Origin of the sequence: Pseudomonas sichuanensis (genome assembly GCF_003231305.1) — a bacterium.
Lineage (GTDB): Bacteria > Pseudomonadota > Gammaproteobacteria > Pseudomonadales > Pseudomonadaceae > Aquipseudomonas > Aquipseudomonas sichuanensis.
In genome coordinates, this window is sequence record NZ_QKVM01000008.1 from 99,149 (window position 1) to 113,273 (window position 14,125).

General features: G+C 66.7%; 12 protein-coding genes. 3 read left to right on the top strand and 9 right to left on the bottom strand.

Annotated features, from left to right (window positions below; genetic code table 11):
• Positions 1–66 precede the first annotated feature (66 nt).
• The 4 genes from gabP to DM373_RS06475 form a co-directional block, all read right to left on the bottom strand.
• Entirely contained in the window at positions 67–1,458 is a 1,392-nt protein-coding gene (gene gabP, locus DM373_RS06455; RefSeq protein ID WP_110992734.1) for a GABA permease, read from the bottom strand.
• Positions 1,439–1,675, bottom strand: a complete 237-nt coding sequence (locus DM373_RS06460; protein WP_110992735.1) for a hypothetical protein — start codon at positions 1,673–1,675, stop codon at positions 1,439–1,441. The genes gabP and DM373_RS06460 overlap by 20 nt, the downstream gene beginning before the upstream one ends.
• Positions 1,676–1,937: 262 nt before the next feature.
• Positions 1,938–3,293: a glucarate dehydratase gene (gene gudD, locus DM373_RS06470; RefSeq protein ID WP_110992736.1), complete on the bottom strand. Its 1,356-nt coding sequence runs from the start codon at positions 3,291–3,293 to the stop codon at positions 1,938–1,940.
• A 16-nt stretch (positions 3,294–3,309) separates the two neighbouring features.
• Complete coding sequence (locus DM373_RS06475; RefSeq protein WP_110992737.1) at positions 3,310–4,647, bottom strand: MFS transporter; 1,338 nt, start codon at positions 4,645–4,647, stop codon at positions 3,310–3,312.
• Between the two features lie 326 nt (positions 4,648–4,973).
• Between DM373_RS06475 and DM373_RS06480 the strand changes: the two genes are divergently transcribed.
• Positions 4,974–5,690, top strand: a complete 717-nt coding sequence (locus tag DM373_RS06480; protein ID WP_110992738.1) for a FadR/GntR family transcriptional regulator — start codon at positions 4,974–4,976, stop codon at positions 5,688–5,690.
• Between the two features lie 119 nt (positions 5,691–5,809).
• Here the strand turns inward: DM373_RS06480 and DM373_RS06485 are convergent, their stop codons facing one another.
• From DM373_RS06485 to DM373_RS06505, 5 genes are read right to left on the bottom strand one after another with little or no spacing between them, the layout of a single operon-like run.
• Positions 5,810–6,571 (bottom strand): ABC transporter ATP-binding protein, encoded by a 762-nt coding sequence (locus DM373_RS06485; protein ID WP_110992739.1) that lies wholly within the window; start codon positions 6,569–6,571, stop codon positions 5,810–5,812.
• Positions 6,568–7,629: a FecCD family ABC transporter permease gene (locus DM373_RS06490; RefSeq protein WP_110992740.1), complete on the bottom strand. Its 1,062-nt coding sequence runs from the start codon at positions 7,627–7,629 to the stop codon at positions 6,568–6,570. Before DM373_RS06490 ends, DM373_RS06485 begins: the two co-directional genes overlap by 4 nt.
• Positions 7,626–8,738: an ABC transporter substrate-binding protein gene (locus tag DM373_RS06495; RefSeq protein ID WP_110992741.1), complete on the bottom strand. Its 1,113-nt coding sequence runs from the start codon at positions 8,736–8,738 to the stop codon at positions 7,626–7,628. Before DM373_RS06495 ends, DM373_RS06490 begins: the two co-directional genes overlap by 4 nt.
• A gap of 16 nt (positions 8,739–8,754) precedes the next feature.
• Positions 8,755–9,435, bottom strand: coding sequence for a Fe2+-dependent dioxygenase (locus tag DM373_RS06500; RefSeq protein ID WP_110992742.1), 681 nt, complete (start codon positions 9,433–9,435; stop codon positions 8,755–8,757).
• Positions 9,435–11,762 carry a TonB-dependent receptor gene (locus DM373_RS06505; RefSeq protein WP_110992743.1) on the bottom strand — a complete coding sequence of 776 codons (2,328 nt, stop codon included), beginning with the start codon at positions 11,760–11,762 and terminating at the stop codon, positions 9,435–9,437. The genes DM373_RS06500 and DM373_RS06505 overlap by 1 nt, the downstream gene beginning before the upstream one ends.
• 182 nt (positions 11,763–11,944) lie before the next feature.
• Between DM373_RS06505 and DM373_RS06510 the strand changes: the two genes are divergently transcribed.
• Together DM373_RS06510 and DM373_RS06515 are read left to right on the top strand one after the other, a co-directional pair.
• Positions 11,945–12,667: a response regulator gene (locus DM373_RS06510; protein ID WP_110992744.1), complete on the top strand. Its 723-nt coding sequence runs from the start codon at positions 11,945–11,947 to the stop codon at positions 12,665–12,667.
• Positions 12,664–14,037 carry an ATP-binding protein gene (locus DM373_RS06515; RefSeq protein WP_110992745.1) on the top strand — a complete coding sequence of 458 codons (1,374 nt, stop codon included), beginning with the start codon at positions 12,664–12,666 and terminating at the stop codon, positions 14,035–14,037. The genes DM373_RS06510 and DM373_RS06515 overlap by 4 nt, the downstream gene beginning before the upstream one ends.
• The last annotated feature ends 88 nt before the right edge of the window (positions 14,038–14,125 follow it).

Genomic DNA, 14,125 nt, shown 5'->3' on the forward strand with positions numbered 1-14,125 from the left:
ACAACGCAACTGTTGCAAAACGCAAAGAGGGCGCCCAGTGGCGCCCTCTCGTTCACCGCACAGCCATCAGCCCATCGACCGCGCCCCCACCGCCTGCGCATGCCCCCGCGTGGTCACGATCCCCAGGAACGAAATCACGATGGCCAGCCCCAGCGTGGCGCTCACCTCGGCCCGGTGCTCCTCGGTGAACATCATCACCCCCAGCGCGCAGCTGATGAAGATGATCACCGCCCAGGTCAGCCAGGGGAACAGCCACATCTTGAACTTGAGGTTGGCGTTTTCACGCTCCAGGCGGCCACGCATGCGCAGCTGCGAAATGGCGATCACCAGATACACCAGCAAGGCAATGGCGCCGGAGCTGGCCAGCAGGAACTCGAACACGCCCTTGGGTGCGAAGTAGTTGAGGATGGCGATGGCCGCACCGATCAGGGTGCTGCCGAACACCGCCGCTCGCGGCACGCCGACTCTCGAGGTGCCCTTGAGCATCGCCGGGGCATCGCCGCGCTTGGCCAGCGAGTACATCATCCGCGAGGCGATGTAGATCGACGAGTTCATGCAGCTGGTCACCGCGATCAGCACCACGAAATCGACCATCAACGCGGCGTTGGGGATGTTCATGATTTCCAGTGCACGCTGGTACGAACCCACCACTGCCAGCTGCGGGTCGTTCCACGGCACCACCGAGATGATCACGAAGATCGACAGGATATAGAAGGTGCTGATGCGCCAGATCACCGAGCGAGTGGCCTTGGCAATGTTGCGCGCAGGGTCGCTGGATTCGGACGCGGCGATGGTCACCGCCTCGGTGCCGATGAAGCTGAACATCACGGTGATGAAGGCGCCGATCACCGCCGACCAGCCCTTGGGCGTGAAGCCGCCGTGCTCGGCCATCAGCGTGCTCAAGCCGCTGACCTCGCGGTTGGGCAGCCAGCCCATCAGCGCGGCGAAGCCCAGGCCGATGAAGCCGAGGATCGCCGTGACCTTGAGGATTGCGAACCAGAACTCGAACTCGCCGTACTTGGCCACGCTGAACAGGTTGGTGCAGGCCAACAGCAGCACCGAGGCCAGGGCGAAGATCCAACTATCTACCTGGGGGAACCAGGCGTTGAGCACATGCCCCGCGGCCAGGGCCTCGATGGGGATCACCAGCACCCAGAACCACCAGTACAGCCAGCCGATGGTGTAGCCGGCCCAGCGGCCGATGGCCTGGTCGGCGTAGGTGGAGAACGACCCGGTGTCGGGGTGTGCCACGGCCATTTCGCCGAGCATGCGCATGACCAGCACCACCAAGGTGCCGGCGACGAAATAAGAAAGAATGGTGGCGGGCCCGGCCGCCGCGATGGCGTGCCCGGAACCTACGAAAAGCCCGGCGCCGATGATGCCGGCGATGGACAGCATCGTTACATGACGCGGCTTGAAACCTTGTGCAAGGTTGCCATCAGATCCCACGGTGCTCATTGATCTTGTTCTCTTTTTGCTGACACAAGGAAGGGACGGGCAGGTACAGGCGAAAAAGCATCTCCTTGAAAAACAATAAGAATGACACGTCGCTCAGGCGCTGTTGTTGAACTTCTTCACGCTTTTGCAGCGCCACGCACCGAACGATCCGGGGGTTATTTAAGCCGCGCGGGGCACGGGGAAATTGTTCGAGAACGTCCCGCAGGTTCGCGATCACGACACCCCGTGCCCGATCCCGTCAGATGTCGTGATTGGCTTGCCTGGAAACGACATGGGCCAGGCGCCCACAAAAAAGCCCCGGTCTCCCGGGGCGGTGCTGCACAGGCGTCTGCCTACGCCTGACCGACACGCGGGTGTCGGATGGCAGCAGGGAACTGTTGTGTGGTCATGTCTGGCCTCATCGCCGGCAAGCCGGCTCCCGCAGGGTTTGCGCTGAACCTGTGGGAGCTGGCTTGCCAGCGATGAGGCCCGCACAGAAATCAACGCACCAGGCAAGGCTTCTTGTTGTCGAAGGTCCAGCCCGGCACCAGGTACTGCATCGCCACGCTGTCATCCCGCGCCCCCAGCCCCATGTTGCGGTAGCACTCATGGGCCTTGGCCAACTGATCTTCATCCAGTTCCACGCCCAGGCCCGGCCGCGCCGGCACCCGCACATGGCCGTCGATGATACGCAGCGGGTTGCGGGTCAGGCGCTGGCCGTCCTGCCAGATCCAGTGAGTATCGAGTGCGGTGATCTCGCCCGGCGCCGCCGCCCCCACCTGAGTGAACATCGCCAGCGAGATGTCGAAGTGGTTGTTCGAATGCGAGCCCCAGGTCAGGCCCCAGTCGTGGCACATCTGCGCCACCCGCACAGAGCCCTGCAGGGTCCAGAAGTGCGGGTCGGCCAGCGGAATGTCCACTGCCTGCGACTGGATCGCATGGCCCATCTGCCGCCAGTCGGTGGCGATCATGTTGGTGGCGGTGGGCAGGCCGGTGGCGCGGCGGAACTCGGCCATCACTTCACGGCCCGAGTAGCCGTTCTCGGCGCCGCACGGGTCTTCGGCGTAGGCCAGCACATCATGCTTGTCGCGGCACAGGGCGATGGCCTCTTTCAGCGACCAGGCACCGTTGGGGTCGAGGGTGATGCGCGCCTCGGGGAAGCGTTCGGCCAGCGCCGTCACCGCCTCCATTTCTTCTTCGCCGCGCAGCACGCCGCCCTTGAGCTTGAAGTCGCTGAAGCCATAACGCTGCCTGGCCGCCTCGGCCAGGCGCACCACCGCCTCTGGGGTCAGGGCCTTTTCGTGGCGTACACGGAACCAGTCATCGTCCGAGTCGGCCTCGTTGCGATAGGCCAGGTCGGTCTTATGGCGGTCACCGATATAGAACAGGTAACCCAGCATCTTCACCGCATCGCGTTGCTGGCCTTCGCCCAGCAGGGCTGCCATCGGCACATTAAGGTGCTGGCCGAGCAAGTCGAGCAGTGCCGATTCGATGGCGGTCACTGCATGCACGGTGATGCGCAGGTCGAAGGTCTGCAGGCCGCGCCCGCCGGCATCGCGGCCGGCGAAGGTCTGGCGCATGGCGTTGAGCACGCGCTGGTAGTGGCCGATCGGCTGGCCGACCACAAGGCTGCGGGCGTCTTCGAGGGTCTGGCGAATCTTCTCGCCGCCCGGCACCTCGCCCAGGCCAGTGTTGCCGGCGCTGTCGCGCAGCACCACGATGTTGCGGGTGAAGTACGGGCCATGGGCGCCACTGAGGTTGAGCAGCATGCTGTCGTGGCCGGCCACCGGGACCACGCGCAGGTCGGTGACTACCGGGGTGGCGTGTTGAACCTGTGGAGTGCTGTGCATGTTCATGGAATCTCTCTCGCGATCAGTTGGCCGAGGCGGCCTTGAGGTCTTGGGCAGGCGCGCCCTTGGCGCGGGTACGGACGAAGAACACCGCAATGGCGGCCACTACCGAGGTCACCGCCAGGCCGTACAAACCGCCCTGGATCGAGCCGGTCTGCTGCTCCAGCAGGCCGAAGGTGGTGGGGGCGACGAAGCCGCCGAGGTTGCCCACCGAGTTGATCAGGGCGATCACCGCCGCGGCGATCCGTGCATCCAGGTAGCCCTGGGGGATTGGCCAGAACAGCGACGAGGCGGCCTTGAAACCGATGGCCGCAAAGCACACGGCGACGAAGGCGAACACCGGCCCGCCGGTGGTGGACATGAACATCCCGGTAGCCGCCACCAGCAGCGCCGCCGCCACCCAGGCCTGCTGGAAGCGCCAGCGCCGGGCGCAGGCAGCGAAGCTGTACATGGCGATGATCGAGATCAGCCAGGGGATGGAGTTGAAGAAGCCCACCTGCAGGTCGCTGAGATCGCCCATACGCTTGATGATGCTCGGCAGCCAGAAGGTCGCGGCATAGATGGTCAGCTGGATGCAGAAGTAGATCAGGCAGAACAGCAGGATCTGGCGGTCCTTGAGCAGGCTCCAGGACGACGCCTTGACCACCCCGCCCGCCTCGCGCTCGCGCTGCTCCTGGTCGATGGCCGCCACCAGTGCGTCCTGCTCTTCGCGGCTCAGCCACTTGGCGTCATGGGGTTTGGAGTCGAGCCAGAAGAACACGAAGAAGCACAGCGCCACCGAGGCCATGCCTTCGATGAACAGCATCCATTGCCAGCCGTGCAGGCCCATGCCCTGGATCTGCATCAATGCCCCGGCCAACGGCCCGGAGATCAACGAGGCCACGGCCGAGCCGCTGAGGAAGATGGCGATGGCCTTGCCGCGTTCGGCGGCCGGCAGCCAGCGGGTGAAGTAGTAGATCACCCCGGGGAAGAACCCGGCCTCGGCAACCCCCAGCAGAAAGCGCAGCACGTAGAACTGGGTTTCGTTCTGCACGAAGGCCATGGCCGTGGCCACCAGGCCCCAGGTGAACATGATGCGGGTCAGCCACAGGCGTGCGCCGACCTTCTGCAACAGCATGTTCGACGGTACTTCGAATAGCGCGTAACCGATGAAGAACAGCCCGGCGCCGAAGCCAAAGGCCGCCGCGCTGATACCCAGGTCACTCTCCAGGTGCGGGCGGACGAAGCCGATGTTGACGCGGTCCAGGTAGTTGACGATGAACATGATGACGAACAGCGGCAGGACGTGGCGCTTGACCTTGGCCACCGCGCTGGTCAGCACGGCATCGCGCCCGGCGGACGGATCGAGGGTGTGGTTCACAGGTGTTTCTCCCACTAATTGTTTTTGTGCGGGTCGATGGAGGTCGGGGCATCTGGCAAACACCCTGTTGTCTGACATCCAGGTGAGCGAATCATAGGCGTCGCAAAGTTGTACGACAAGATCGCAAACAGCCGGAAAAAAGCAAAATACAAGTAGATAAAACGCCTAAAAGCAGCGAAAAGATAAAAACAAGTCACCCATCCGCAAATAACGGCGGCCGGTTGATGGGGTAAATTATTTTCAGTTTTTTAACTTGTCGTACAAGCAAGCCTGCTAGGCTCGGCTGATCGGCCAGCCACTTGTACCGGCGCCTCAGCGAGCCCCGCATGAACACCCAAGACACCCCGCGCAAACGCGGCCACAGCCGCGCCCACGACCTGGTCTCCAGCCTGACCCAGCAGATCCTGCTGGGCACCTTCAGGCCCGGCGACCGCTTGCCCTCGGAAAACACCCTGGTGCGTGAACACGGCATCAGCCGCACCGTGGTCCGTGAGGCGCTGTCCAAGTTGCAGGCCTCGGGCCTGGTGGAGCCGCGCCATGGCATCGGCACCTTCGTCATCGAACGCCAGGCCCAGGCCGGCCTGCGAGTAGGCGCCGAAAGCGCCGCCAGCGTGCGTGACCTGCTGGAGCTGCGCATCGGCCTGGAAGGCCAGGCTGCCGCGCTGGCCGCCTTGCGCCGCACCGATCGGCACCTGGCGCAGATGCGCCAGGCCCTGGACGACTATCAAGACCTGGCCGCCGCCGGCGACAGCTGCATCGAAGCCGACCGGCGCTTCCACCTGCTGATCGCCGAGGCCACCGGCAACCTGTACTTCGGCGAGATGATGGCGCACCTGGGCAGCGCGCTGATCCCGCGCAACCGCCTGGCCCAGGCCGACCGCGCCGGGGCCAGGCTGGCAAGGCAGGCGTACCTGGCCAACCTGGAACACGAGGCGATCCTCAATGCCATCCGCCGCCAGGACCCGGACGCCGCGCGGGCGGCGATGTGTTTGCACCTGTCCAACAGCCGGGACCGGCTGGTGCCGGATCAAGCACCTGTGTAATCCGCTCGGGCCCTATCGCGGGGCAAGCCCGCTCCCACGCTGCCTTGGGGCAGCTCACAGCATGTCGTGGGAGCGGCGGTGCGCCGATGCGACTTGCCCCGCGACAGGGCCCGCACAGCTCACCTCAAGGCCCGATCCACCAACACCTGCAAACGCCCCCGCGAACAGCGCTCCACCCGCGCCTCGACGCCATACACCTCGGCCAGCAACCCCGGCACCAGCACCTGCTCCGGTGTACCGCAGGCCACCACCCGCCCCGCACTGAGCACCACCAGCCAGTCGGCATGGCTGGCCGCGAGGTTGATGTCGTGCAGCACCGCCACCGCCAGCAAGCGATGGGCGACAACCCGCTCACGCAGCGCATCCATCACCCGCAACTGGTAATGCAGGTCCAGCGCGCTGGTAGGCTCGTCCAGCAGCAACACCCGAGGGTTGCGCGCCAGCAGTTGAGCCAGCGCCACCAGTTGCCGCTGCCCCCCGGACAAGCTGGCCAACGGCTGCTCGGCCAGGTGCTCGATCCCCAACCGGCGCAGCGCCTCGAACGCCGTACCCAGCGGGTTGTCGGCCCCGCCCACGCGCAAACCGACGATGATGCTTTCCAGCACCCCCAGGGCGATCCCCGGGGGCAGTTGCTGGGGCATATAGGCCAGCCGTCGCGAGCGCTCGGCAACGCCCAGCCGGGTCACCTCATCACCGTCCAGCGTCAGCGAACCCTGCATGGGTTCAAGCCCCGCCAACGCCCGCAGCAAGGTCGACTTGCCCGCGCCGTTCGGCCCTACCAGCGCCACCAGGCTGCCGGCCGGCAACGCAGGCAAGCTGACCTGGTGCAGTACCTGCCGTGCGCCATACGCCACCGACAATCGATCGATCGACAGGCTCACAGGTTTCTCCCCCGGCGGAACACCAGCACCACGAACACCGGCACCCCCACCAGCGCGGTGACGATGCCCACCGGCACGATCACCCCGGGCAGGATCAGCTTGCTGGCAATCGACGACAGCGACAGCAGCAGCGCACCCACCAGCGCACTCGCCGGCAGCAGGAAGCGCTGATCCTCGCCCACCAGCAAACGGGCGATATGCGGCCCCACCAGGCCGACGAAACCGATGGTGCCGACGAAGGCCACGGCCGTGGCCGACAGCAGGCTGATGCGCACCAGCGAGGCGAAACGCAGGCGCCGGGTATCGACACCAAAGCTGCGCGCCCGCTCCTCGCCCATGCGCAGCAGGGTCATGGCCGGCGCTGCGCGCAGCGAGAAGGGCAACAACACGGCCAGCACCAAGGCGAGGATGCCGAGCTTCTGCCAGTCGGCCCTGGCCACGCTGCCCAGGGTCCAGAACACCAACTGCTGCAGCACGTCCTCAGTCGCCAGCAGTTGCAGCAGCGACACCAGCGCATTGCAACTGAACACCAGGGCAATGCCGAACAGCACCAGGCTCTCGACGCCGGCGCCGCGCAGCCGCGCCATGGCCTGCAGCAACACCACCGACAGGCAGGCGAAAACGAACGCCATCAGCGTCACCTGCACGCCCGGCGCCAGCCAGGCCACCCCCAGCGGATAGGCGATGGCCAGCGACGCGCCGAGTGCCGCCGCCGACGACACGCCCAGGGTGAACGGGCTGGCCAGCGGGTTGTCGAGGATCGCCTGCATCTCGGCCCCGGCCAGGGCCAACGCGGCCCCCACCAACACCGCCATCAGCGAATAGGGCAAGCGCACATTCCAGATGATCACCCGTTCGGTGCCGCTCAGGGTCGCGGGGTCGAGCAGCCCGTGCAGCAGTTGCCCCAGGCCCATGCCCGAGGCGCCACTGGCCAGGTCCAGCATCACCGACAGCAGCAACAGCGCCGCCAACCCCAGCACCAGCCCGCTGCGCCGCCACAGCAGGCGCCGGTAGCGCCCGGCCGCCAGGGCTGCGCCATCCTGCGCCAACGCGGTCACCGGGCGTCGACCCAGTACTGGCCGTCCAGGCCGATGTTCAACAGGCGATTGATCTCGGCCAGGGTGGCCTGCGGGTCGAGGTCCTTGAAACGCTCGGGATGAATCCAGCGCGCCATGGCTTCGATGGCAAGGATGTTGAACGGCGAGTTGTAGAAGTCATGCCACAAGCCATGAGCCTGCCCGGCCTGGATCGGCCGCAGCGGCGCGAACTCGGGCCGGGCAGTGATGTGCGCCAGGCTCTGGCGCGCGGTGTCGGTGGCCACGCCGGCCCCCAGCAGCACACCCGGCGCACGGTTGCCGGTGGCGATGTACACATCGGGGTCGGCCTGCAGCACGTACTCGACACTCACGTCGCCCACTGCGCCAGGCACCACATCGGCGCCGATGTTATGCCCGCCGACAGCCGCCACCAGGCTGCCCAGCCCACTCTTGCCAGTGGTGTGCCCCGGCGCCTGCCAAACCCCGGCCAGCAGTTCGAGGAAGACCTTCGGCCGCTGGCGGTCGGGCAGCCCGGCCACCGCATCGGTGACCTGTTTCAGGTGCCGGTCATACAGGCTCAGGTATTGCTCGGCCTGCTGTTCACGGTCGAGCAATGTGCCGAGCGCACGCAGGCTGACCCGGGTGTTCTCGATCGGGTGCACGCGAAAGTCGATGAACAGCACCGGCACCCCGGCCTTGGCCAGCAGGTCGGCCACCGGGCTGTGCTGGGTCGGACCCTCACCGGCGATGCTGAACACCGCCAGGTCTGGCTTCAACGCCAGGATCTGCTCGGCGCTGACGCTCTGCTCCGAGGCCTGGCCGATCAACGGCAGCTTGCCGATCTGCGGATAGCGCTGGGCGTACGCCGCATAGGTGTGCGGGTCGAGCAGACGCATGTCGTTCTGCCAGCCGACCACCCGCCCGAAGGGGTTGTCGCGGTCGAGCAAGGCCAGGGCGAAGAACAGCCGGCCTTCGCCGAGCACGATACGCTGCGGCGTTTGCGCGACCGTGACCGTGCGCCCGAGCACATCGGTGACCTGCACCGCACTGGCCGGTTGCGCCAGGCCCAGCCAGGCACCGAGCATCAAGGGCAGCGCCAGCAGGCGCCGCCAGGAAGCGGGTTGAATCATCGGTGACCTCCCAAGGTCAGGTGTCGCCCCAGCGACGGAGCAGGTTGTGGTACACGCCGGTCAGCTCCAGCAACGAACCGGCGTCGGCCTTTTGTGCGGTCAGGCGCTGGATCGCCACGTCCATGTCCAGCAGCAGACTGCGCTGGCTGTCCTCGCGCACCAGGCTTTCGATCCAGAAAAACGCCGCCAGCCGCTCGCCTCGGGTCACCGGCGTCACCCGGTGCACACTGCTGCCCGGGTACAGCACCAGGTGCCCGGCCGGCAACTTGACCTGGCGCTCGCCGAAGGTGTCGCGGATCACCAGTTCACCGCCGTCGTAGCTGTCCGGTTCAGCCAGGAACAAGGTCGCCGACAGGTCGGTACGCACCCGCTCGCGCACACCCTTGATGCCGCGGATGGCGTTGTCGATGTGAAAGCCGAACCCCTCGCCCGCCCCATAGCGATTGAACAGTGGCGGGTAGATGCGCTTGGGCAGGGCGGCGGACATGAACAGCGGGTTGTCCGACAGCCGCTGCAGGATCAGCCCGCCCAGCTGACGGGCGACCGGGGCGTCCTCGTCCAGCTGGCGGTTGTGCTTGGCCTGGGCCGACTGCACACCGGCCGTGGCCTTGCCATCGACCCAGGGCTGCGCCAGCAATTGCTGGCGCACTTCGCGCAGTTCGTCGGCGCTGAACAGGTTTGCGATCTGCACCAGCATCAGAAGCTGTAATCCACGCTGGCGGTCAGGGTGCGCCCGGCCCCCGGCACGCCGTACAGCTGGAAGCCGTCGAGCGAGGCGCCGACGCGGCTGTAGTAGAAGGTGTTGAACAGGTTCGACACGTTCAGGTTGAGCGTGGTCTGGCTGTCGACCTTGTAGCGCGCCGCCAGGCTGTGCAACCAGTAGGACGGCGCCTTCTCATGGTCGCGGGTGTAGACCGTGTAGACCCCGGTCGGGCCGTTGGCGTAGCTGCTGTTGTTGTTCAGCCCGCCGACGTACTTGTTGTCGCTGTAGCGGCGCCGGCCCACGTAGTCGGCCCCGTAGCTGACGCTGAGCTGGTCGGTGAGGTCGTAGGTGGTCCACAGGTTGGCGGTCAGGTCGGGGACGTTCTTGGCTTCCTCGCCCTTGTTGGCGCCCTTGGTCTGGCGGCTCTTCATCGCGGCGAAACCGGCATAGGCCGACCAGCGCTGGGTGAGCTGCCCCTGCAGGCCCAGTTCCAGGCCATCGACCCGCTTGGCCGGCAGCGCACGCACCGGCGAGGTCTCGCCCTCGCTGTATTCCCAGCTGTCTTCGAGCTCGGTGCGAAACAGCGCGGCAGTCAGGTTCAGGCGCTCGTCGAGCAGTTCCCACTTGGTGCCCAGCTCGTAGGTTTTCGATACCGCCGGCTTGTAGGCCTCGGTGCTGGCCGCGCCGTAGATCTGGTTGTTGGTGCTGGCCCCCACCGCCGACGGCTGCGCGGCCTGGCTGTAGGACAGGTAGATGCTGCCGTTGGGCAGCGGCTTGTAGACCACCCCGGCACGCCCGCCAAAAGCATCGTCGCGGCTACTGCTGCTGCCGGTGGAGCGCTCGCTGTCGACCTGCCAGTGGTCGTACCGCAGGGCCAGCAGCAGTTGCCATTGCGGGTCCAGGGTGAGGGTGTCGGAAGCGTACAGGGCCGCGTCCTTCACGACGCTGCGCGGGTCGCCGTAGCCCTTGTCGGTGCGGGTCGAGGCAAAGCTGTGGGCCGGGTCGGACAGGTTGAAGAACATCGAGCCGTCCGGCACCTTCATGCTCTTGTGCAGGCCGCCGTAGGTTTCGCGGTACAGCTCGACCCCCGTCACGGCCTCGTGGTGAATGCCACCGGTGTCGAGGTTGAAGCGCAGGTCGGTCTGGTTGTCGACGATCTCGTAGCGCTTGGACAGGCCGAAGTCGCTGCCGCGCAGGTAGCCGTAGCCACTGGCGCTGTTGGCGTAGTCGGTGTAGGCGCTGATGCCGTTGATCGAGCTGCGCGGCCCCAGCCCGACATAGCCCAGGCTGGCGCAGCGGGTGCCGGTGCAGGTGCGGCTGCCGTCGGCATTGGCGGCGACGAAACGGGCCGGCGACAGCACGGCCCAGTTGTCGGTCTGCTGCCAGCGCAATTGGTTGCGCAGGGTCAGGTCGTCGCTGAAGTCGTGCTCGAACAGGCCGGTCAGCGAGCGGGTTTCGCTGCGTTGGGTATACAGGCTCGAATCGCCGTACCAGGCATCGCGGTCGACGCCCGGCATGCGCTTGCCATCGGTGCCGCGCTGGATCGGTACGCCGCCATCGGGGGTGTTGCGGTCTTTCTGGTAGAACGCATCGAGCCACAGCCGAGTGTCGGTGCCCAGGCCGAAACCGAACGAGGTGGCCAGGCCCCAGCGGTCGTAGTCCACCTCGTCGCGCTCGGACACCGCGTTGTAGTGCTTCATCAGGTTGACGCGCACGGCGCTGGTGTCATTGAGCTGGCGGTTGACGTCGGCGGTCAGGCGCTTGTAGTTGTCCGTGCCGATGCCGGCCGAGAGCTTGCCGGCATCACCCAGGTGCGCACGCTTGCTGACCAGGTTGACGCTGCCGCCCACGGCCGACACGCCCGACTCCACGGAGCCGGTGCCCTTGTAGACCTCGGCCTGCTCCAGGTTGAAGGTATCGTTGCGGCTGGCCATGCCGGCGTCGCGCACGCCATCGACGGTCATGCTCTGCTCGGCGGCAAAACCACGAATAGAGAACAGGTCGCCCCAGCCCAGGTTGCCCTCACCCGACATGAAGGTGATGCCCGGCACATTGCGCAACACGTCCTGCAGGCTCTGTGCGTTCTGCTCCTCCAGCACCGCGCGCGGCACCACGCTGATGCTCTGCGGCGCATCCAGCAAGGGCGTGGTGATCTTGCTCGAGGTCACCGTGTCGACCTTGTAGCGGTCCTGCTTGCCGTCCACCCGGGTGGCGGGCAGGTCGAGCGTGTCGGCCAGGGCTGGCAGGGCGCAGGCGCCCAGCATCAGGCCGAAGGCCGGCGCCAGGGTCGCCGGGAGGCGCGGGGAGGATGCGTGGGGCATGTGAAGTCCTTAAAGAAAATCAGTCGCATTTGAGTGGCGTGATTCTAATGACGGCCCCACGCCATCTTGTGTGCGCAAATGTACGGCGCGGCAGGCCGGCGGTCGCCCAACACATTCCGTTACATTCGTGGAGGCAAGCGCGGTGTAAGGTGCCCTGCGCTACCCACCTACAGGCCCGCCCCATGTCCAAGCCCGACCACATCCTGATCGTCGATGACGACCCCGAGATCCGCCAGTTGCTGTCCCTCTACCTGGAAGAAGCCGGCCTGCGCACTTCGGTGGCGGCCCATGGCCGCGACATGCGCCGCTGCCTGGCCGAACGCCTGGTCGACCTGGTGGTGCTGGACCTGATGCTGCCTGGCGAAGACGGCCTGACCCTGTGCCGCGAGCTGCGGGTGCAGAGCAATATCCCGGTGATCATGCTGACCGCCCGCGGCACCCTGGTGGACCGCATCGTCGGCCTGGAGATGGGCGCCGACGACTACCTGGCCAAGCCGTTCGACCCGCGCGAGCTGCTGGCGCGGATCAAGGTGGTGCTGCGCCGGACCCAGAGCTTCCCCGAGCGTGCCCGTGTGGACGAAGCCAGCCAGCTGCGCTTCGCCGGCTGGCGCCTGGACACCGCCACCCGCCAGCTGCGCTCGCCCGATGGCCTGGTGGTCAGCCTGGGCAGTTCCAATTACCGCTTGCTGCGGCTGTTCCTGCAGCACCCCAACCGCGCCCTGAGCCGCGATTTTTTGCTCAACCATGTATTCGACCGCGAGCGCGAACCCTTCGACCGCAGCATCGATGTGTGCGTCAGCCGTCTGCGCCAGCACCTGGGCGACCACCCGCGCAACCCGGCGCTGATCCGCACCGTGCGCAACGAGGGTTACATGCTCACGGTCAATGACGTGGCCAGCGAATGAAACGCGGCTGGCCACGTTCGCTGCATGGCCGCCTGGTGCTGATCCTGGTCGGTGGCATGCTCGCCTCGCAGTTGCTCACCAGCAGCATCTGGTACGAAGTGCGCCAGACCCAGGTGCTGGAGATCCCCCTGCGCCTGCTCGCCGGGCGCCTTGCCGACCTGTTGCAGGTGGCCCGCGAGCGGCCGGCGCAGTTGCCGGTGTTGCTCGAAGGCATGACGTCGTCGCGCTGGCAGCAGTTGCCGGCAGCGCCGACCGGGCTCGCCCAGGCGACGCCCGAGCAGGACGCACTGCTGCGCCGGCTGCTCAGCGAACGCACCGGCGCGCCGGCGCCCCTGCGCCTGCTGCACCTGCAACTGCTCGCCCCCGACAACCAGCCCGGTGGCGCCGGCCTGCTGATGCGTGGGGCGCCGGCCAGTGTGCGCAGCGTGGTCGAGCTGACCCTGCCCGACGGCCAGGTGCTGTACCTGCAAAGCACCGAAGACCAGGGTTGGCGCAGCGCCTCGATCGGCTCGCTGGTGTTCGATTTCCTGCTGCGCATCTACCTGCTGCGCACCGTGGTGGTGGTGGTGCTGGCCTTGATCGCGGTGCGTATCGCCCTGCGCCCGCTCAGGCAGATGGCCGCCGCCGCCGAAGCCCTGGGCCAGGATATCCACCGCCCGCCGCTGAGCCTCGATGGCCCCCAGGAAGTGCGCCAGGCGGCCCAGGCATTCAACGCCATGCAGCAACGGCTGATCGACAGCATCGCCGAGCGCACCCGTTTCTTTGCCGCCGTGTCCCACGACCTGCGCACGCCAATCACCCGCCTGCGCCTGCGCACCGAACTGCTGGGGCAGGAGAACCTGCGCCAGCGCTTTCGCGCTGACCTGCAGCAGATGGAAGACATGGTGGCCGCCAGCCTGGACTTCCTGCGCAGTGGCGAGCTGGAAAATGCCCGCGAGCCTGTGGATATCGACGCGCTGCTGCGCGCCCTGCAGGCCGACTTCGAAGACCTCGGTGGCGAGCTGTGCCTGCACGGCCAGGCCCGCCCGCTCAACGCCCATGCCAGCGGCCTGCGCCGCTGCCTGCAGAACCTGCTGGACAACGCCCACCGGCATGCGCCGGGGCCTGTGGATATCGAGGTGCACGATAGCCCGGAGCGCTTGCGTATCCAGGTGGGTGACCGTGGGCCGGGTATCGACGGCGAGCACCTGGGCCAGGTGTTGGAGCCGTTCTATCAGGTTGACCCGTCGCGCAGTGGTGGGGGGCATGGCCTGGGGTTGAGCATTGCTGCCGGTATCGCCAGTGCCCATGGGGGTTCGCTGACACTGGGGCCGCGATTGGGGGGTGGGTTGCTGGTTACTGTGGATTTGCCTCGGGTGTGTGGGGCGTGAAGGGTTGGGGGCGGTGATGGGGTGCTGGTGTTTGTCGACAGAGTTGCAGCGCCTGTGAGATCGAGCGCCGCGCGGGCGGCGCTCGATC